Here is an 18,898-nt window from a genome sequence, read left to right as displayed (position 1 = left end):
CCCGTCGTTGGTCTTCTGTGCTGTTTTTCACCCGGTGTGGGTTCCCTGGGGCGGCCCCGGGTTCGTACAGCGTCTCGTACGAACCGGGGCCGGCCCCTTTGCGCGGCCGCGTCCCGGATAATGGCCCCCTTACCACCCCCCGCTCTGAAGGAGCCACTTCATGACCCCACCGGTCGTCCATTCGCTGCGCGAGCAGATCCGCGAGCACATCCTCGAGGGGATCGTCAGCGGCCGCTGGCAGCCGGGTGAGCGGATCGTGGAGCGGCGGATCGCGGTGGAGCTGGAGGTCAGCCAGACGCCCGTACGGGAGGCGCTGCGCGAGCTGGAGTCGCTCCAGCTGATCGAGTCGGCGCCGAACAAGGGCGTACGGGTGCGGAATCTGACCGCCGACGACCTCAAGGAGAGCTACCCGGTGCGGGCCGGGCTGGAGCAGGTCGCCGCCGAGCTGGCCGCGGGGCGGCTGGCCGAGGACACCGCGGCGCTGGAGCGCGAGGTGGCGGCGCTGCGCGAGGCGGACCGGGCCGGTGACGGGGAGGCACAGGTGCGGCACACGGTCGCCTTCCACCGGGAGATCGTGCGGGCGGCCGGCAACTCCGTGCTGCTGCACACCTGGGAGTCGCTGGGTATCGAGGTCTGGACGACGCTGTCGATCCGCTGGTTCAGCCCGGAGCCGCGCTCGCACGCCCAGGATCACCAGGAGATCGTGGACGCGTTCCGGCGGCGCGATCCGAAGATCGGCGCCCTGCTCAAGTCGCATGTGCTGAGCTGCGCACCCCGGGTCTGAGGCGGCGCCGGGAGGGGCCGGCGGAAGCCCTTTGGAAGCTGGCACGGGGTGCCCAGAAACGCGGCACCCCGTGCCGACCTGCGGTTTTTCTTTGATTGAGCGTTGATCGATCATCGATCAGGGGCGTATCGTCCTCCCTCGGGGCGCGACAACCCTGCCTGCCGAACTTGTGGGGGGTGTCGTCGCGGGCCCGTCCACCCTGAGGACGGCCCGGCCACGACGGCACCCCCGAGCTACCCTCCCGTCCGGAAAGGGGCCACCCATGCCCGATCCCGTGCGTTTGCCGTACAGCCAGCTCGACCAGCTCCCGGACCGCGACCCCGAGGAGACCACCGAGTGGCGCGAGTCGCTCGACGCCGTCACCAAGGCAGCGGGCCCGCAGCGTGCCGCGTACCTGATGCGCCGCGCCCTGGAGCACACCGCGCGCACCGAGGGCACGGCCCTGCCGTCCCTCCTGGAGACGGACTACGTCAACACCATCCCGACCTCCGCCGAGCCCGGCTTCCCGGGTGACGAGGCGATGGAGGCCCGGATCACCGCCTGGAACCGCTGGAACGCCGCCGCGATGGTCACCCGCGGCTCCGCGCTGGGCCTGGGCGGCCACATCGCCACCTTCGCCTCCGCCGCCTGGCTCTACGAGACCGGCTTCCAGCACTTCTTCCGCGGCAAGGAGGGCGACGGCAGCGGCGACCAGCTCTACATCCAGGGCCACGCCTCCCCCGGCATCTACGCCCGCGCCTTCCTCGAAGGCCGCCTCACCGAGGACCACCTCGACCGCTTCCGCCAGGAGGCCGACGGCGAGGGCCTGCCCTCCTACCCGCACCCCCGGCGGCTGCCCTGGCTGTGGGAGTTCCCCACCGTCTCTATGGGGCTCGGCCCGCTCTCCGCGATCTACCAGGCGCGCTTCAACCGCTACCTGGAGCACCGCGGCATCAAGGACACCGCCAACTCCCACGTCTGGGCCTTCCTGGGCGACGGCGAGATGGACGAGCCCGAGTCGACCGCCGCCCTGGCGCTGGCCGGCCGTGAGGGCCTGGACAACCTGACCTTCGTCATCAACTGCAACCTGCAGCGTCTCGACGGTCCGGTCCGCCCCAACTTCAAGATCGTGCAGGAGCTGGAGGCGCAGTTCCGCGCGGCCGGCTGGAACGTCGTCAAGTCGCTGTGGGGCCGGGCCTGGGACGAGGTCTTCGCGCTCGACACCGACGGTGCGCTGATCCGGCGCCTGGGTGAGACCCCCGACGCGCAGTTCCAGACCTACGCCACCCGCGACGCCGCCTACCTGCGCGAGCACTTCTTCGGCGCGAACGAGTCGCTGCAGGCCATCGCCCGCACGCTGTCCGACGCCAAGCTGCTGGAGCTGTTCCAGACCTCCCGGGCCGGCCACGAGCCGCGCAAGGTCTACGCCGCCTACCGTGCCGCCGTCGAGCACAAGGGCGCGCCGACCGTCATCCTGGCGCAGACCGTCAAGGGCTACACCCTCGGCGCGGGCTTCGAGTCCCGTAACGCCAACCACCAGATGAAGAAGCTCACCATGGCGGAGTTCCGCACCATGCGTGACGTCCTCGAACTCCCCATCCCGGACAGCGCGCTGGAGGGCGACCAGGTGCCGTACTGGCGCCCGGCCGACGACGCCCCCGAGATGGTCTACCTGCGCAAGCAGCGCGCCGCCCTCGACGGCCCGGCCCCCGCGCGCAAGGTCGTCGCCAAGCCGCTGCCGATGCCCGCCGACAAGACCTTCGACGCGCTGAAGAAGGGCTCCGGCAGCCAGGAGATCGCCACCACCATGGCGTTCGTCCGGCTGATCAAGGACCTGATGCGGGACAAGGAGACCGGCAAGCGCTGGGTGCCGATCGTCCCCGACGAGGCCCGTACCTTCGGCATGGAGTCCCTCTTCCCGACGGCCGGCCTCTACTCCCCCAAGGGCGCGACCTACGACCCGGTCGACCGCGATCAGCTGCTCTGGTACAAGGAAGCCAAGGACGGCCAGATCCTCAACGAGGGCATCACCGAGGCGGGTTCGCTCGCCGACTTCACCGCCGCCGCGACCTCGTACGCGACGCACGGCGAGCCGATGATCCCCTTCTACATCTTCTACTCGATGTTCGGCTGGCAGCGCACCGCCGACCAGTTCTGGGCGCTCGCCGACCAGCTGGGCCGCGGCTTCGTCATCGGCGCGACCGCCGGCCGTACGACGATGACCGGCGAGGGCCTCCAGCACGCCGACGGCCACTCGCACCTGATCGCCTCCACCAACCCGGCGGCGCTCTCCTACGACCCGGCCTTCGCCTACGAGGTCGCGGTCATCGTCAAGGAGGGCCTGCGCCGGATGTACGGCCCGGACGCCGAGGACGTCTTCTACTACCTCACGGTCTACAACGAGACCAAGGTCCAGCCGGCCATGCCGGAGGGCGTCGAGGAGGGCATTCTCAAGGGCCTGTACCGCTTCAACGAGGGCACCCGGCCCGAGGCCGACAGCCCGCAGCTCCAGCTGCTGGCGTCCGGCACCGCCATCCACTGGGCCCTGGAGGCGCAGCAGTTGCTGGCCGCCGACTGGGGCGTGGCCGCGGACGTCTGGTCGGCCCCGTCCTGGACGGAGCTGCGCCGCGACGCCCTGGAGTGCGACGCCGCCCGTATGGACGGCGAGGACCGGATCCCGTACGTCACCCGTGCCCTGGCCGGCGCCCCCGGCCCGGTCGTCGCGGTGAGCGACTGGATGCGCGCGGTCCCCGACCAGATCGCCCCCTGGGTCGAGCAGGACTGGACCTCCATCGGCACCGACGGCTTCGGCCTCTCCGACACCCGCGAGGCGGCCCGCCGGCACTTCGGCGTCGACCCGCAGTCGGTCGTCGTCCAGGCCCTGGCCGCGCTCGCCCGCCGCGGCGAGATCAAGTCGGCGACCGTCAAGGAGGCCAAGGAGCGATACGGCCTCTGAGCCCACGGACCGCACGGCGGCCTGAAGGGGCGGCGGCCGGCCGCCCCTTCCGCCCCCTCGGGGGCACCCCGATCTCCCGTGCGGAGGCCACCTTCCCGCGCCCGGGGCCTCCGCACGGGAACCCACCACCGGCCCGGCCGTCCATGCCCTGACCGGCCGGGCCGGGATTTCTTCGGCCGGGCGCGGGCCGGCCCGAGTCCACCGCGCGACGCCCGGCCCCACGGGCCTTGTCAGTGCCCCCCGGCATGATGGGGACATGCGTGCTGCCCGGCTGATCAAGATGGTGCTGCTGCTCCAGACGCGGCCGTCGATGACGGCCGCCGAGCTGGCGCGGGAGCTGGAGGTCTCCGAGCGTACGGTCGCCCGGGACGTCCTCTCGCTGTCCGAGGCGGGGGTGCCCGTCTACGCGCACCGTGGCCGGGCGGGCGGCTACCGCCTCATCGGCGGCTACCGTACCCGCCTCACCGGCCTCGGCCGCAGCGAGGCGGAGGCGCTCTTCCTGTCCGGCGTGCCCTCCGCCCTCCGCGAGATGGGGCTCGCGGACGCCGCGTCCGCGGCCCGGCTGAAGGTGTCCGCCGCCCTGCTGCCGGAGCTGCGGAACGCCGCCGCGGGCGCCGCCCAGCGCTTCCATCTCGACGCGCCCGCCTGGTACCAGGAGCCCGAGACCCCCGCTCTGCTGCCCGAGATCGCCGACGCGGTCTGGGACGACCGCCGGATCGCCGCCCGCTACCTCCGCAAGGACACCGAGGTGCGGCGGGAGCTGGAGCCGTACGGCCTCGTGCTGAAGGCGGGCGTCTGGTATCTGGCGGCCCGTACGGAGGGGGACTACCGCGTCTACCGGGTGGACCGGTTCACCGCCGTGGAGCCCACGGCGGGCGGCCGGGGCGCCGGTACCGGAGACGGCGGGGGACGGTTCGACCGCGAGGAGTCGTTCGACCTCCCGGCGTTCTGGGCGGAGCGGGCGGCGCAGTTCGCCCGGTCGATCCTGCGGGAGGAGGTCGTGCTGCGGCTCTCCCCGCGCGGCGTCCGTCAACTGCCGTACGTCACCGAGCGGTCCGCGGCCCGCGAGGCGATCGCACGGGCACAGGCCGCCGGCGGCCCCGACGAGCAAGGCCGGCTGACCGTCACCCTCGCCGTGGAGTCCGACGAGGTCGCCTACGCCCAACTACTGGCGCTCGGCCCGGAGGGCGAGATACTCGCGCCCTCCGGGCTGCGTGCACGGTTCACCTCGGCCGCCCGGCGGACGGCCGCGCTGTACCCGTGCCCGGAGGGCACCGGCTGAACGCGCCCCGCGAGGACCTCGCTAGCGGTAGTCGGCCGCGCTGCCGTCCTTCCCGCCGAAGACCACGTCCTCGAAGTAGCCGAAGGCGTCGGGCCGGGAGCCGTCGGTGTCGGTGAAGCCGTACTCCTTCGCCAACTGTCCGCTGGAGAGCGACTGGCCGCTCCAGCGGCCCTTGTCGGGGTCGGCGGCCAGCGCGCGCAGGCCACGGCCGATCAGGGCCGGTGACTCGGCGATGGCGAAGTGCGGCTCCTGGGCCACCGCGTCGCGCCAGGTCTCCTCCGTCACCCCGAAGTGGTCCAGCATCTCCTCGGACCGCAGAAAGCCGGGGGTCAGCGAGACCGCCGTGCCGCCGTATTCCTTCAGCTCGGCGGCGAGGCCGAAGGCGATCCGGTGCGGGACGTTCTTGGTGACGTCGAAGCAGAGGCTGTCGCGGTAGCGGCGGTTGAACGCGTCGGTGCCGTCGGTGACTTCGACGACCAGGCCGCCGGGCCGCCGGATCATCAGCGGCAGGGCGTAATGGCTGGTGATGATGTGGGTGTCGATGCCGAGGCGGAACATCCGCAGCCCGTTCTCCAGATCGAGGTCCCACAGCCTGGTGTCGAACTCGATCAGCCGGTCACCGCCCCAGACGCTGTTGACCAGTACGTCCAGCCGCCCCTGCTCCCGGTCGATGCGCGCGGTCAGCGCCTTGACCTGCGCGGGATCGAGGTGATCGGTCGGTACGGCGATGCCGGTGCCGCCCGCCGCGGAGACCAGCTCCGCGGTCTGCTCGATCGTCTCCGTGGGCCGGCCCACCTCGCTGGTCCGCTCCCTGGTCGTCCGCCCCGTCACATAGACCAGGGCGCCGGCCCGGCCCAACTCCACGGCCATCGCCCGGCCCGCGCCCCGGGTCGCCCCGGCGACCAGTGCCACCCGTCCCGCCAGTTCCTGCTGTCCGGTCACGTACGCCACTCCTCCGTCAGGTGCCTTGTCTCTGCACGGCGACCCTGACAGCGATACCCGACACCTTCTGTCCGGATTCCGTACGCGCGGCACAGCGATCCGTTCGCCGGCCACCGACACCGGCCACCGACACCGACTCCGGCCGTGGGCACCCGTCATGGGCACCGGCCACGGACACCGGGCCGCGCCCCCACCACGGCCCCGGGCACGCCGGCACACCTACGGCCGCAGCGCCCGCACACTCCCCCCGCTCCGCAGCCGCCCCACGACCTCCGCCGGGGTGTCCGGCCCGGCCGGGGCGGCGAGGGTGCCCTCCTCCGCCGTGGCGCGGACGCCGCCCGTGGCGTCGAGTCCGCCGACCTCCTGGCTGCCGGCCGCGAGCAGGTACCACTTCCCGGACTTGGCCTGCCAGTGGATGTCCCCGACCACATGGGGCCCGAAGCGGCTGCAGGCGGCGGTGTTCACGGCCCGGCCGGCGGTCCGCCCGGGGTCGGCCGGGCGGGCGGCGGGCGGCAGGAACCGGAGGGTCACCCGGCCGGGCCCGCGCCAGGTGTCGGCGCGGGTGCATGCCCAGGTCGCGCTGCCGCCGTCCTCCGGGAGCTGCTGGCGGGCGAACTCCCACATGTTGACGGACCGTACGCCGGCGCCCCGCAGCCCGCCGAGCGAGCAGGCCGTACGGGCCCAGCTCCGCAGCGCGGGCACATCGGTCGCCTCGCCGGGCGCGCCCGCCGGGACGCCGGACGGCGGGGGCCCGGCGGTGAGGTGGACGGGGACGAGGTCGTCGAGGTCGGCCACCAGGAAGGGGGTGTTCGGGCCGGCCGTCACGATCCGGGTCGAGGTGCGGAACCGGGCCACCGGCCAGCGCCCGCAGCCGGCGCCCGCCGGGGACGGGATCGGGATGCGGTCGGTGACGCCGTCGGGCGCGACGTGCAGCCCGTGCGGCGCGGCGGCCGGCGTCAGCAGGTCGCGGGTCGTGATCTCGGAGATCCACGGCGCGAGCAGATAGCGCATCCAGCCGTTGCCGCGCCCGATCACCAGCGCGGAGGCGCCGGCCAGGTCGGCGTTGTCGACCCGGGCGAAGTGCAGTGTGGGCGTGGCGTCTTCGGGTTCGGCGTAGCGGACCAGGCGCTCGCCGTCGTGCAGGACCACCACCATGACGTTGTCGATCAGGCCCGCGTACAGCAGCTGCGGCGGGTGGCCGGGCGGCCGGGTGGAGGCGCCTGCGGCCGCCGTGATGCGGGTGTCGGGGGGCGGCGCCGCCCAGACCCGCAGCGCCCGCGCCAGCAGCTTCCGGTCACCGGCCTGCCGGCCACGGACGGGCCAGGCGGTGAAGTCGACCCGGGAGGTGTCCGCCCACTGCTCGTTGGGGGTGCGCTCCAGCCGGTCCGGGTTCAGGGCCCGCTGGGCGGCGGTCTCGACGCGCTCCGCCGGGTCCGCCGGGCCGGGCCAGGCCGCGGCGACCGCGGCGCCCAGGGTGAGCACGGCCGCCACCGCGGCCACCGCCCGGACCCGCTGCCGGCGGCGCAGCAGATCCGTCGGCCGGGTCTGCACCGTGCACGGGTCGAACTCCCCGGAGTTCAGCAGGGCCGCGGTACCCGCCTCCGTCTCCCGGTCCAGCTGCGCCGCCGCCCGCTGCGCCGCGTCCGGGTCCTCGGCCCCGGCCCGTGCCAGTACGGCGCGCGCGGTGTCCTCGTCCAGCCCTTCCAGATGCTCCAGCCCGAGGGCGGCCCGTACGGCGGCCGGGACGGTGGACAGCGCCTGGTCCAGGGCGAGTTCCTCGGCGCCGCCGGCCCGCGGGAAGAGCCGCAGGCCCCAGACCAGGGGCAGCGCCGGCAGCCACCGGCCCGGCTGTCCCTCGTGGGCCAGCGCCAGCCGCAGGGCCCGTTGCCGGACCAGGTCGTAGCCGGACTCGGGGGCCGGGCCGCGCTGCGCCGGCAGCCCGCCGTCGGGGCGGCGCAGCCGGGTGCGGGGCAGCGCGCGCTGGACCAGTCCGTGCGCGGTCAGCACGCGGCGGTGGCGGCCCATCGACGGGGGCAGTACGAGGTAGGTGAGGCGGACGAGCCGTGGATAGTGCTCGACGATGGCCGCCTCGGCCCGTTCGACATCGGCCCGGGTGCGTTCGTCCATGGGCATGGCCTGGAACAGCCCTTCGCGGAATGGGGGATATACGGTCGTTTGCCGTTGCACGCCTTCCAACGAGTGATTCTTGGGACGGTCACAAGACGGATCACCGACCGGGGTGCGCGAGCCGCGGTCCGAACACCCCGTCACCCTTCCGGACGGCCCGTCACCATTCCGGATAGCGCCCCGCCGCATCCGGGGTACTCCGCATGCGCCGGGCCCCGGCAGGGCAGATCCTGGAGCGGTGATGGACGAGACGGAGTTCTGGGAGCTGATCGACGGCTCCCGCGAGGCGGCCGAGGGCGACCCCGAGGAGCAGGCCGACGCACTGGTCGAGCGGCTGCTCGGGCTCGATCCGGACTCCGTCGTGGACTTCGCCCGCCACTTCGAGGCCCGCTACAACCGGGCGTACACCTGGGACCTGTGGGCCGCCGCTTCCCTGATGCTGGGCGGCGCCGGCGACGACGCCTTCGACTACTTCCGCTGCTGGCTGATCGCCCAGGGCCGGGAGGTCTTCGAGGGCGCACTGCACGACCCGGACCAGCTGGCCGAGCTGGTGGCCGACTTCGACGAGGCGGTGGACGGCGACGCCGAGGAGCTGGGTTACGCGGCCGACGAGGCCTACGAGCAGCTGACCGGCGGGGTGATGCCGGACCTGGAGCTGCCCCCGCCGCCCCGTGAACCGCTGGGCGGCTACCTCGACTTCGACGACGAACGGACCATGGCGGAGCGCCTCCCCAGGCTGTGGGACCGCTTCCGGTCCTAGGGCGGGTGTCCCGGGCCGCCGGGCGCCGCGTCCGGGCCCGGTGCGTCCGCCGGTCCGCCACTGCGGGCAGTATGGCTCCATGCGGATCGCGATCACCGGCTCGGCCGGACTCATCGGCACGGCGCTCGTACGCTCCCTGCGCGCCGGGGACACCTCCCGGGCCGGCGGACCGGGGGACGGCCACGAGATCGTCCGGCTCGTACGGCGGGCGCCCGCGGCCCCCGGCGAGGTGCGCTGGGACCCCAAGCGGCAGCAGATCGACACCGCCGGGCTGGCCGGCTGTGACGCGGTGGTCCACCTGGCCGGTGCCGGGGTCGGCGACCACCGCTGGACGGCCGCCTACAAGCAGGAGATCCGCGACAGCCGGGTCCTGGGCACCCGGGCCCTCGCCACCGCCCTCGCCGCGATGGACGCCCCGCCGCGCGTCTTCGTGTGCGGCAGCGCGATCGGCTACTACGGCGACACCGGGGACCGGCGTACGGACGAGAGCGCGCCGGCCGGTTCCGGATTCCTGCCGGAGGTCTGTACGGCCTGGGAGGCCGCCGCGAAACCGGCCCAGGAGGCGGGTATCCGTACCGTCTTCGCCCGCACCGGTCTGGTCGTGGCCCGCTCGGGCGGCGCCTGGGGCCGGCTCTTCCCGGTCTTCCGGCTCGGCCTGGGCGGGCGGCTCGGCGACGGCAGCCAGTACTGGAGCTTCATCTCGCTGGACGACCACATCGCGGCGCTCCGCCATCTCCTCGACACCGAGGACCTGAGCGGGCCGGTCAACCTCACGGCCCCGGAGCCGGTCACCAACCGGGAAGTCACCGCCGTGATGGGCCGGGTGCTGAACCGCCCCACGCCGTTCCCGGTCCCGGCGCCGGTGCTGCGGGTCGCGCTCGGCGAGTTCGCCGGTGACGTACTGGGCAGCCAGCGGGTCATTCCGCGGCGGCTGCTGGACTCCGGGTTCGTCTTCCGCCACCCCGGCATCACGGAAGCGGTCCGGGCCGCTCTCTGAGGGGCCACCGGCGCGGCGAGACCTCCGGCGGGCCCCGGCCGGGGCCCGCCGCGCGCCCCCGGACACCCCGCCGCACGGGCCTCCCCCTCTCTGCCGTCTCCTGTTACCCACGACGTGGCATCTCTCGCAGCTGTACCGGGCATGACACTCGGTGCCGCCATTTGGGACCGACCTCGGGAGGGGCAAGTGCTGCGCACCGTATCGGCCGTGGACGTCGTCATCGTGGGAGCCGGCCCGGCCGGTCTCGCCGCCGCCCGCCATCTGACCGGCGCAGGGGTGTCGGTCACCGTTCTGGAGGCCGCGCCACGAATCGGCGGCCGGTCCGTCACCGACCCTCTCGACGGCTACCGGCTGGACCGCTGCGCGCGGCCGCTGGCCGTCTCCGCCGCCGAGCTGCGCCGTACGCCGGGGCTCGGCGAGCTGACCCTGCGGCCGTTCGCCCCGGGGCTGAGCCTCCACAACGGCCAGCGGACGCAGCGCATCAGCGCCCCCCGGAGCACCCGGGCCGCACTCGCCGCGGCCCGCGTCCTCTCCCGCGCCGACCGCCGTTCGGAGCGCCGGACGGACCGTCAGGCCGGGCGTCAGGCGAGCCGTCAGACGGTCCGCCACGTGAGCCGCCAGGTGGGCCGCCCCGCCGACCGGCGCACCGGACAGGACACGGACCGCCGCACCGACCGCGCCGCCGTCCCCGCCATCGCTCCCGCCGCCTCCGCCACCCACGCCCCGGCCGCCGACCGCCCGGTCCGCGACACCCTGGCCGGCCGTCCCGCCTTCCCGCCGCGCAGCCATGACGCGCTGCTGCGGCCCCTGCTGGGCGCGCTGCTGGGCGATCCGCAGCTGCGCGGCTCCAGCCGGGGTGCCGCGGCGGCGCTGCGCGGCTACGCGGAGGACCGGCTGTGGCTGCCGGCCGGCGGCGCCGCGGCCGTCCCCGAACTGCTCGCCGCCGCCCTGCCACCCGGCACGATCCGTACGTCCGTGCAGGTCACCGCCGTCTCCACGACCGGTGTCAGCACCGCGGAGCACGGGCCCATCCCGTGCCGGGCGGTGCTGGTGGCGACCGGCGCACGGGAGGCGGCCGAGCTGCTGCCGGGGCTGCGGGTGCCCGCCTTCCACCCGGTGGCCGTGCTGCACCACACCGCGGCGGTGCCCTCCGGGAGCCGGGGCGCGGCGCTGCGCGACACCACGCTGATCCTGCCGACGGACGGCCCGGTCGCGTACACCTACGTCGCCGGCGCGATCGACCCGTCCCGTACGCCGCCGGGCCGGACCCTGATCACCACGGCGGTGCTGGGCGCCGCGGCCGCGCTGCCGCCGTCCGTGCTCGACCGGACGGTCCGGCCCCGGCTCGACCGGATCTACGGCGCGCACACCGAGGACCGGCAGCTGCTGACCGCCCATCACACCCCGTACGCGGTCCCCGCGATGCCGGCCCCGTACGACCCGGAGCGCCCGGTGCGGGTGCTCGCCGGCCTCTATGTGTGCGGCGACCACCGCGACACCAGCACGCTCCAGGGCGCCCTGAACTCGGGACGGCGCGCGGCCCGCGCCGTCCTCCAGGACTTCGGCCTGCCCGGCCTCACGACGGAACCGGACGCCCTGCCCACGGCGGCCTGACCTCCGGGCCGGGGGTCACCCGAGCGCCGCCACCCGTTCCCGGTACCCGCGGACCGCCGCCGCGTCCCGGTACGGCTCCAGGCGGCGCTCGAATTCCCTGACGTACTCATGGGCGCGTACGGACCGCATCTCGGAGGCCTGCAGCGCCGCCTCGGCACCCAGCGTGCAGGCCTGCTCCAGCTCGCCCAGGCCGAGCCGCGCGGTCGCCAGCACCACCCGGCAGAAGAGCCGGCTGCGGGCGAAACCGGCCGCGCGCAGCTGGAGGGAGCGCTCGGCGTGCTGGGAGGCCGCGCGGTACTGCTGGAGGTCGCGGTGGCAGTGCGCCAGCTCGTCGGCGAGCTGCGCCTCGTCGAAGAAGCGCGCCCAGTACGGGGTGTCGTCGCCGGGGCGGACGGTCTCCAGCGCCCGTTCGGCGCGGGCCAGCGCGGCGGTGCAGGCCCGGACCTCGCCGAGGACGCCGTGACCGCGGGCCTCCGCGGAGTGCAGCAGCGCCTGCACCGTGGGCGGCGCACTGCTGCCGACGCCCTGCTGGGCGACGCGCGCCAGCTGGACGGCCTCTCTGCCGTGTCCCAGATAGACGGCCTGCCGGCTCATCGTCACCAGGACGTAGGACCCGTACGCCCGGTCGCCGGCCGCCTGGGCCAGCCGCAGGGCCTGGACGAAGTACCGCTGCGCCAGGCCGTGGGCCGCGATGTCGTACGAGGTCCAGCCCGCCAGCCGGGTCAGATCCGCCGCGGCGGCGAACAGCCGGCGGCCGATGGCCTCGCCGTAGCTGCCGCGCAGCATCGGCTCGGCCTCGTGCTCCAGATAGCGCACCAGGGCCTGCCGGGCGTGGCCGCCGCCGTAGGCGTGGTCCAGCGCCCGGAACAGCTCGCCGACCGAGCGCAGCGCCGCGATGTCGCCGGAGGTCACCCGGGAGCCCTGGGTCCGGTCGACCTGGTCGTTGCGGCGCTGCCGCGGCACCGTGACCCGGCCCTGGGCGGGCACCCGGCCCGCGCCCTCGGGGACGGTCTCGCCGCGGGCGACGCGTTCGTCGGCGCGGCCGATCAGCCAGTCCCGGCTGGGCACCACGAGCCCGGCCGGGGTGAAGGCGATCTTGCGGAGCTCGGCGTGGCTGCCGGAGTCCTTGCGCCACAGGCCGCTGACGATGTCCACCGCCTCGCTGGGGGTCGCGGCGAACTCCAGCCCGGCGTACACCGGCGCACAGGCGTCCAGGCCGAGGTCCTGGGCGGACAGCCGGCGCCCCAGCCGGCGGGTGAACACCTCCGCGATGAGCGCGGGGGTGGTGCCCCGGGGCTGCTGGCCGCGCAGCCAGCGGGTCACCGAGGTCTTGTCGTAGCGCAGGTCGAGGCCGTGCTCGATGCCGAGCTGATCGACGCGTCTGGCCAGTCCGGCATTGGAGAAGCCGGCCTCGGCGATGAGTGCGGCGAGCTGGCGGTTGGGCGTGTGGTGCGGGGGTCGTTCCGTCATCAGCTTTACCGGTCTCCTGCCTTCCGGGCCGCACTGCCGGGTCCGGCGGACCCTGCTCCGGCATGCTCATCGCCCTTGTGGAACGGCGTGAATGTAACGGCCTTCGGAGGCCCGTTACCGGCCTGTGAGCCGCGTTCATCCGATCGTGTGAGCAGGGCGGGAGCGGGCGGGACACCGGCCGCCTGCGGGGACGGGAGACGGCGGCCGTACAGTGGCATGGGCGCGAAGTGGCATCAACGTTGCAGCAAAGTGCAACGAAGGTTCGAAGAGGAGCTGCCGTGACTGCGATCTCTCGGGGGGAGACCCCCGTACCCGAGGGGCTGCGCTTTGTGCATCTGGGCTTCGGCGCCGACGCCGTGGAGTACGAATCCGCCTGGCAGGAGCAGCGCCGGGTGCATGCCGCCCGGTTCGCCGACGAGGTCCCCGACACCTGTCTGCTGCTGGAACACCAGGCCGTCTACACCGCGGGGCGGCGTACCTCCGACGACGAGCGGCCGCTGGACGGGACCCCGGTCGTGGACGTGGACCGCGGCGGGAAGATCACCTGGCACGGGCCCGGCCAGCTGGTGGGCTACCCGATCCAGAAGTTGCCGCGCCCGGTTGACGTCGTCGCGCATGTCCGCCGTCTCGAAGAGGCGCTGATCCGGGTCTGCGCGGAGTTCGGGGTGACCGGCACCCGGGTCGAGGGCCGCAGCGGGGTGTGGGTGCTGGGCGACCCGGTGGAGGAGCGGGCGGCCCTGGGCGGGCTGAACCTCGACTTCGACCCGCGGGTCACGGACGAGCTGTTCGACCCGCGGCTGAACGGCCCGGAGTACGCGCCGTCCAACGCCGGCCAGCGCCGGGAGGACCGCAAGCTCGCCGCGATCGGCATCCGCGTCGCCAAGGGCGTCACGATGCACGGCTTCGCGCTCAATGTGAATCCGGACAACACCTCCTTCGACAAGATCGTCCCGTGCGGCATCCGGGACGCCGGGGTCGCCTCGCTGGCCAACGAACTCGGCCGGGAGCTCACCATCGCCGAGGTGCTGCCGGTCGCCGAGAAGCATCTGCGGGACGTCCTCGAAGGCGCCGAGCTGCTCCCCCGCGCGGTCTGAGCGGGATGGCACCGGTCATGCACTCCAAGGACCAGGGGGAATGCGGCCCCTCCATACGGGGTTGCACCGCGCGTAAAGACGTGCGAATCAACGGGCGTACCCTGGTGTACGCCGAAGAAACGAAGTTGTAGGGAGCCGGTCGTGTCCGCAGTCGCACCCGACGGACGCAAGATGTTGCGTCTGGAGGTCCGGAACAGCCAGACCCCCATCGAGCGCAAGCCCGAGTGGATCAAGACCCGGGCGAAAATGGGTCCCGAGTACAACCACCTCCAGGGCCTGGTCAAGAGCGAGGGTCTGCACACGGTCTGCCAGGAGGCGGGCTGTCCCAACATCTTCGAGTGCTGGGAGGACCGCGAGGCGACCTTCCTCATCGGCGGTGAGCAGTGCACCCGCCGCTGCGACTTCTGCCTGATCGACACCGGCAAGCCGCAGCCGCTGGACCGTGACGAGCCCCGCCGGGTCGCCGAGTCCGTGCAGACCATGGGCCTGAAGTACGCCACGATCACCGGCGTCGCGCGCGACGACCTGGAGGACGGCGGCGCCTGGCTCTACGCCGAGACGGTCCGGCAGATCCACGCGCTGATGCCGGACACCGGCGTCGAGCTGCTGATCCCCGACTTCAACGCGGTCCCCGAGCAGCTGGCCGAGGTCTTCTCCTCCCGCCCGCAGGTCCTGGCCCACAACGTCGAGACGGTCCCGCGGATCTTCAAGCGGATCCGCCCCGGCTTCCGCTACGAGCGTTCCCTGGAGGTCATCACCAAGGCCCGCGAGGCCGGACTGGTGACCAAGTCCAACCTGATCCTGGGCATGGGCGAGGAGCGCGAGGAGATCAGCCAGGCGCTGCAGGACCTCTACGACGCGGGCTGCGAGCTGATCACGATCACCCAATACCTGCGCCCGACCGTGCGCCACCACCCCATCGACCGCTGGGTCAAGCCCGCCGAGTTCGTGGAGCTCAAGGAAGAAGCCGAGGAGATCGGCTACGCGGGCGTCATGTCCGGCCCGCTGGTCCGCTCCTCCTACCGCGCCGGCCGCCTTTACCAGCAGGCCGTCGAACGGCGCGAGGTCGAGGCGTCCAGTCAGGCGGTTTGACACTCCCGGCGCGCCTTCTTGTGAAACGTGGCACATGCTGAGGACGCGGCCCGCACTCCCCCAGGACGGAGGGCGTGGGGGCCGCGTCAACGTTTCATTGGTGTTTGACCGGCAGGTCATCCGTTGGTAACACCTTTCCGTGACGATGGATGCACGCACCGCTCCCGCACCTACCCCTGCTTCTCCGAACAGATCAGAGGGAGTCACCACCATGCAGGCCGCGCCGCTCCGCGCCACCCCCGCCGCCCCCGCTCTTCCGCGCCCCTCCGTGACCGGCGCGCTGCGTGCCGTCGAGGCCGTCCTGATGCGTGGCGGACAGCGCACCGCCCGTCGTAACGCCTGGACGTCGGTCCTGGAGGACCGCCGCCGCGCCAAGGACCGCCACGAGGCCGAGTACGTACTGGAGGCCGCGGCCACCCCTCGCCCACAGGCCACGTAGACTGCGCTGTATGGCGAGGAAGGTAAACGCTGAGGGCGCTGCCGGCGCTGCCGGCGCTGAGAACACCGGGCGGCTGAAGCAGATCGCCCTGACCTACAAGATGACCCGTCGGGTCGACTCCAAGGTCGGTCTAGTCGTCGCTGGTGTAGGCATCGTCGTATTCGGCGTTCTCCTTGCCATCGGCTTCGCGATCGGCCACCCCGTCTACGCGGGAATCCTGGGCTTCGTCCTGGCATTCCTCGCGATGGCGATCATCTTCGGCCGGCGCGCCGAGCGGGCCGCCTTCGGGCAGATGGAGGGCCAGCCCGGTGCGGCGGCCGCCGTGCTGGAGAACGTCGGCCGCGGCTGGACGGTCACCCCGGCGGTGGCGATGAACCGCAGCCAGGACGTGGTCCACCGGGCCGTCGGCAAGCCCGGCATCGTGCTGGTGGGCGAGGGCAACCCGAACCGGCTCCGCGGCCTGCTGGCCGCCGAGAAGAAGCGGATGGCGCGCACCGTAGCCGACGCCCCCGTCCACGACATCGTGGTGGGCGACGGCGAGGACCAGGTGCCGCTGAAGAAGCTCCGCACGACCCTGCTCAAGCTGCCGCGGGTACTCCCCGGTGCCCAGGTCACCGCCGTCAACGACCGGCTGCGCGCACTGGGCGACCTGATGAGCAACATGCCGGTCCCGAAGGGCCCGATGCCGAAGGGCATGCGGATGCCCAAGGGCGGCGGCAAGATGCGCTGACCGCCGGCCGGCCGGCCACACCGGCCGCCGGACCGATATCCGACCGATACGAAACGCCCCGGGGCTCTGGCTCCGGGGCGTTTCGTATGGGTTCGTATGCGATGGGGGTGCCGGGGGGCGTGGGGGTGCTTTCGGCCGGACCGCTACAGACGGACCTGTACGGCGCGCGCGAGGCGGTCGTGCAGCCCGCGCCCGTCCCGGTCCCACACCACGGCCGGGATGACGACCACCAGCAGCACCGTGCGCAGCACCACCCGCGGCACCGAGAGCCGGCCGCCGCCCTCGGCGACCACCCGCAGGCCCAGCAGCCGCTTACCCGGCGTGAAGCCGACCGTGCCGACCGTCAGGACACTCAGCACCGCGAAGACCAGCAGCGCCCAGTTGCTCGCCGACTGCGCCTTACCGCCGCTGAGCAGCCCGTACGCGATGAGCAGGCACAGCGCCCAGTCGATGAAGAGCGCCGCGAAGCGCCGGCCGGGGCGGGCGATCGCGCCCGGCCCCTCCTCCGGCAGCCCGAGCTGCTGCCCGCGGTATCCGAACTCGACACCCATGTCCTCGGCTGCCGCGCGGGGCCCGGAGATCCACGTACCGATTGCTCGCCTGTTGTCCACCCGACCACGGTACTGCGACCGCATACGTTCCCTTCGCGGAGGTCCGGTAAGGGCGAGCGGCCGGCTGACCGTACGGGCGGGCCGCCGGGGCGGACGGAGGGTGGGCGCACCGGCCGCGGGAGGCGCTCCGGCCGGGCGCCGGACGCCCCGGCGGGCCGTCGGGCGGGACGGCGGCAGCGGATGCCCGGAACGCCCCTCTTTGGCGCACACTGGGAGGTAAGTGCGGCCGCTGCCGGTTAACCTCGGCGAAACAAATGGGTCATGCTTGGGAAATCCCGCCTGCCTATGGTCGGGCATCGCGCCACCGCAACAGGGTCGCGTTCCGAGTAGCAATCCCGCGTCCGCCGACCGGTGACCGGGCTAGGAGGAGTTGGATGTTCCAGAACGCCGACGAGGCCAAGAAGTTCATCGCTGACGAGGACGTGAAGTTCATCGATGTCAGGTTCTGCGACCTGCCCGGTGTGATGCAGCACTTCACCATCCCGGCAAAGGCGTTCGACCCGGCCGAGGAACTCGCGTTCGACGGCTCCTCGATCCGCGGCTTCCAGGCCATCCACGAGTCCGACATGGCGCTGCGTGCCGACCTGTCGACGGCTCGCGTGGACCCGTTCCGCCGCGACAAGACCGTCAACGTCAACTTCTTCATCCACGACCCGATCACGGGCGAGCAGTACAGCCGTGACCCGCGCAACATCGCCAAGAAGGCCGAGGCCTACCTCGCCTCCACCGGCATCGCGGACACCGCGTTCTTCGGTCCCGAGGCCGAGTTCTACGTCTTCGACAACGTCCGGTTCGAGACGAAGTCGAACGAGTCCTTCTACCACATCGACTCCGAGGCCGGCGCCTGGAACACCGGCTCGGAGGAGAACAACCGCGGTTACAAGGTCCGCTACAAGGGCGGCTACTTCCCGGCCCCGCCGGTCGACCACTTCGCCGACCTGCGCGCCGAGATCTCCCTGGAGCTGGAGAAGGCCGGCCTGGAGGTCGAGCGCCAGCACCACGAGGTCGGCACGGCCGGCCAGGCGGAGATCAACTACAAGTTCAACACGCTGCTCGCCGCCGCCGACGACCTGATGCTCTTCAAGTACATCGTGAAGAACGTCGCCTGGCGCAACGGCAAGACCGCGACCTTCATGCCCAAGCCGATCTTCGGTGACAACGGCTCCGGCATGCACGTCCACCAGTCCCTGTGGCAGGGCGGCAGCCCCCTCTTCTACGACGAGCAGGGCTACGCGGGCCTCTCGGACACCGCCCGCTACTACATCGGCGGCATCCTCAAGCACGCCCCGTCGCTGCTGGCCTTCACCAACCCGACGGTGAACTCCTACCACCGCCTGGTCCCCGGCTTCGAGGCCCCGGTCAACCTGGTCTACTCGCAGCGCAACCGCTCCGCGGCCATGCGTATCCCGATCACGGGCTCGAACCCGAAGGCCAAGCGCGTCGAGTTCCGCGCCCCGGACCCGTCCTCGAACCCGTACCTCGCCTTCTCGGCCCTCCTCCTCGCGGGCCTGGACGGCGTCAAGAACAAGATCGAGCCGGCCGAGCCGATCGACAAGGACCTCTACGAGCTCGCCCCCGAGGAGCACGCGGGCGTCCCCCAGGTCCCGACCTCCCTCCCGGCCGTCCTCGACGCCCTCGAGGCCGACAACGAGTACCTCCAGCAGGGCGGCGTCTTCACCTCCGACCTGATCGAAACCTGGATCGACTACAAGCGCACCAACGAAATCGCGCCGATCCAGCTGCGTCCGCACCCGCATGAGTTCGAGCTTTACTACGACATCTAAAGAGCATGATCGGCCGACCTGGGCGGAAGCCCTGGAAACAGGCTGTGACCTGCGGAAACTCTTCTCGTGAGTTCTCGTGGTTCCCAGCTGTTTTCCACCGCCTTGTGCACCGCGTGTGCACCGCCCGGCCAGTTCTCTGACGTGATGTCAGGTTGACCAGTGAGGGTAGTTACCCGGATCCGGGTAACTACCCTCACTGGTTTGGCAATGCTTCGAGGCCGTTGCATATCAGCTGGT

15 protein-coding genes are annotated in these 18,898 nt (G+C 72.7%); 11 read left to right on the top strand and 4 right to left on the bottom strand.

Annotated features, from left to right (window positions below):
- The first annotated feature begins 160 nt into the window (after nucleotides 1-160).
- From ACFW5B_RS29010 to ACFW5B_RS29000, 3 genes are all read left to right on the top strand, one after another.
- Nucleotides 161-784 (top strand): GntR family transcriptional regulator, encoded by a 624-nt coding sequence (locus ACFW5B_RS29010; protein ID WP_093482803.1) that lies wholly within the window; start codon nucleotides 161-163, stop codon nucleotides 782-784.
- A 262-nt stretch (nucleotides 785-1,046) separates the two neighbouring features.
- Nucleotides 1,047-3,719 carry a pyruvate dehydrogenase (acetyl-transferring), homodimeric type gene (aceE, locus tag ACFW5B_RS29005; RefSeq protein WP_386445804.1) on the top strand — a complete coding sequence of 891 codons (2,673 nt, stop codon included), beginning with the start codon at nucleotides 1,047-1,049 and terminating at the stop codon, nucleotides 3,717-3,719.
- Between the two features lie 256 nt (nucleotides 3,720-3,975).
- Entirely contained in the window at nucleotides 3,976-5,001 is a 1,026-nt protein-coding gene (locus ACFW5B_RS29000; protein WP_386445801.1) for a helix-turn-helix transcriptional regulator, read from the top strand.
- A gap of 21 nt (nucleotides 5,002-5,022) precedes the next feature.
- Here the strand turns inward: ACFW5B_RS29000 and ACFW5B_RS28995 are convergent, their stop codons facing one another.
- Nucleotides 5,023-5,943 carry an SDR family oxidoreductase gene (locus ACFW5B_RS28995; protein WP_386445798.1) on the bottom strand — a complete coding sequence of 307 codons (921 nt, stop codon included), beginning with the start codon at nucleotides 5,941-5,943 and terminating at the stop codon, nucleotides 5,023-5,025.
- A 219-nt stretch (nucleotides 5,944-6,162) separates the two neighbouring features.
- Complete coding sequence (locus ACFW5B_RS28990; RefSeq protein WP_386445795.1) at nucleotides 6,163-8,070, bottom strand: hypothetical protein; 1,908 nt, start codon at nucleotides 8,068-8,070, stop codon at nucleotides 6,163-6,165.
- 241 nt (nucleotides 8,071-8,311) lie between these two features.
- On the opposite strand from ACFW5B_RS28990, the gene ACFW5B_RS28985 reads away from it, so the two are divergent.
- The 3 genes from ACFW5B_RS28985 (at nucleotide 8,312) to ACFW5B_RS28975 (ending at nucleotide 11,441) form a co-directional block, all read left to right on the top strand.
- Nucleotides 8,312-8,830, top strand: coding sequence for a DUF4240 domain-containing protein (locus tag ACFW5B_RS28985; protein ID WP_386445792.1), 519 nt, complete (start codon nucleotides 8,312-8,314; stop codon nucleotides 8,828-8,830).
- A gap of 79 nt (nucleotides 8,831-8,909) precedes the next feature.
- Entirely contained in the window at nucleotides 8,910-9,827 is a 918-nt protein-coding gene (locus ACFW5B_RS28980) for a TIGR01777 family oxidoreductase (protein ID WP_386445789.1), read from the top strand.
- A gap of 186 nt (nucleotides 9,828-10,013) precedes the next feature.
- On the top strand, nucleotides 10,014-11,441 hold the full coding sequence (locus tag ACFW5B_RS28975; RefSeq protein ID WP_386445786.1) for an FAD-dependent oxidoreductase: 1,428 nt from the start codon (nucleotides 10,014-10,016) through the stop codon (nucleotides 11,439-11,441).
- 15 nt (nucleotides 11,442-11,456) lie between these two features.
- On the opposite strand, the gene ACFW5B_RS28970 is transcribed toward ACFW5B_RS28975, so the two are convergent.
- Nucleotides 11,457-12,911: a regulator gene (locus tag ACFW5B_RS28970; protein WP_386445783.1), complete on the bottom strand. Its 1,455-nt coding sequence runs from the start codon at nucleotides 12,909-12,911 to the stop codon at nucleotides 11,457-11,459.
- Nucleotides 12,912-13,189: 278 nt separating this feature from the next.
- Between ACFW5B_RS28970 and lipB the strand changes: the two genes are divergently transcribed.
- The 4 genes from lipB (at nucleotide 13,190) to ACFW5B_RS28950 (ending at nucleotide 16,266) form a co-directional block, all read left to right on the top strand.
- Nucleotides 13,190-14,005 carry a lipoyl(octanoyl) transferase LipB gene (gene lipB / locus ACFW5B_RS28965; RefSeq protein ID WP_386445780.1) on the top strand — a complete coding sequence of 272 codons (816 nt, stop codon included), beginning with the start codon at nucleotides 13,190-13,192 and terminating at the stop codon, nucleotides 14,003-14,005.
- 141 nt (nucleotides 14,006-14,146) lie between these two features.
- Entirely contained in the window at nucleotides 14,147-15,097 is a 951-nt protein-coding gene (gene lipA, locus ACFW5B_RS28960) for a lipoyl synthase (protein WP_386445777.1), read from the top strand.
- Between the two features lie 211 nt (nucleotides 15,098-15,308).
- Nucleotides 15,309-15,536 carry a hypothetical protein gene (locus tag ACFW5B_RS28955; RefSeq protein ID WP_386445774.1) on the top strand — a complete coding sequence of 76 codons (228 nt, stop codon included), beginning with the start codon at nucleotides 15,309-15,311 and terminating at the stop codon, nucleotides 15,534-15,536.
- A 10-nt stretch (nucleotides 15,537-15,546) separates the two neighbouring features.
- A complete protein-coding gene (locus tag ACFW5B_RS28950; protein WP_386445772.1) occupies nucleotides 15,547-16,266 on the top strand; it encodes a DUF4191 domain-containing protein in 720 nt (239 codons plus the stop codon).
- 143 nt (nucleotides 16,267-16,409) lie between these two features.
- On the opposite strand, the gene ACFW5B_RS28945 is transcribed toward ACFW5B_RS28950, so the two are convergent.
- The gene (locus ACFW5B_RS28945) at nucleotides 16,410-16,877 is read right to left on the bottom strand and encodes an RDD family protein (protein ID WP_386445769.1); all 468 of its coding nucleotides are present in this window, start codon (nucleotides 16,875-16,877) and stop codon (nucleotides 16,410-16,412) included.
- Nucleotides 16,878-17,251: 374 nt separating this feature from the next.
- On the opposite strand from ACFW5B_RS28945, the gene glnA reads away from it, so the two are divergent.
- Nucleotides 17,252-18,661 carry a type I glutamate--ammonia ligase gene (gene glnA, locus ACFW5B_RS28940; protein ID WP_386445766.1) on the top strand — a complete coding sequence of 470 codons (1,410 nt, stop codon included), beginning with the start codon at nucleotides 17,252-17,254 and terminating at the stop codon, nucleotides 18,659-18,661.
- Nucleotides 18,662-18,898 lie beyond the last annotated feature (237 nt).

This window comes from Streptomyces sp. NPDC058773 (assembly GCF_042746015.1).
GTDB lineage: Bacteria > Actinomycetota > Actinomycetes > Streptomycetales > Streptomycetaceae > Streptomyces.
This window is presented reverse-complemented; position numbering and strand designations above follow the sequence as displayed.

Excerpts from the sequence above, each read along its gene's own strand:
- ACFW5B_RS29010 (WP_093482803.1), top strand. The coding sequence starts at position 161 with ATGACCCCACCGGTCGTCCATTCGCTGCGCGAGCAGATCCGCGAGCAC.
- aceE (WP_386445804.1), top strand. The coding sequence starts at position 1,047 with ATGCCCGATCCCGTGCGTTTGCCGTACAGCCAGCTCGACCAGCTCCCG.
- ACFW5B_RS29000 (WP_386445801.1), top strand. The coding sequence starts at position 3,976 with ATGCGTGCTGCCCGGCTGATCAAGATGGTGCTGCTGCTCCAGACGCGG.
- ACFW5B_RS28990 (WP_386445795.1), bottom strand. The coding sequence starts at position 8,070 with ATGGACGAACGCACCCGGGCCGATGTCGAACGGGCCGAGGCGGCCATC.
- ACFW5B_RS28985 (WP_386445792.1), top strand. The coding sequence starts at position 8,312 with ATGGACGAGACGGAGTTCTGGGAGCTGATCGACGGCTCCCGCGAGGCG.
- ACFW5B_RS28980 (WP_386445789.1), top strand. The coding sequence starts at position 8,910 with ATGCGGATCGCGATCACCGGCTCGGCCGGACTCATCGGCACGGCGCTC.
- ACFW5B_RS28970 (WP_386445783.1), bottom strand. The coding sequence starts at position 12,911 with ATGACGGAACGACCCCCGCACCACACGCCCAACCGCCAGCTCGCCGCA.
- ACFW5B_RS28955 (WP_386445774.1), top strand. The coding sequence starts at position 15,309 with ATGCAGGCCGCGCCGCTCCGCGCCACCCCCGCCGCCCCCGCTCTTCCG.
- ACFW5B_RS28950 (WP_386445772.1), top strand. The coding sequence starts at position 15,547 with ATGGCGAGGAAGGTAAACGCTGAGGGCGCTGCCGGCGCTGCCGGCGCT.
- glnA (WP_386445766.1), top strand. The coding sequence starts at position 17,252 with ATGTTCCAGAACGCCGACGAGGCCAAGAAGTTCATCGCTGACGAGGAC.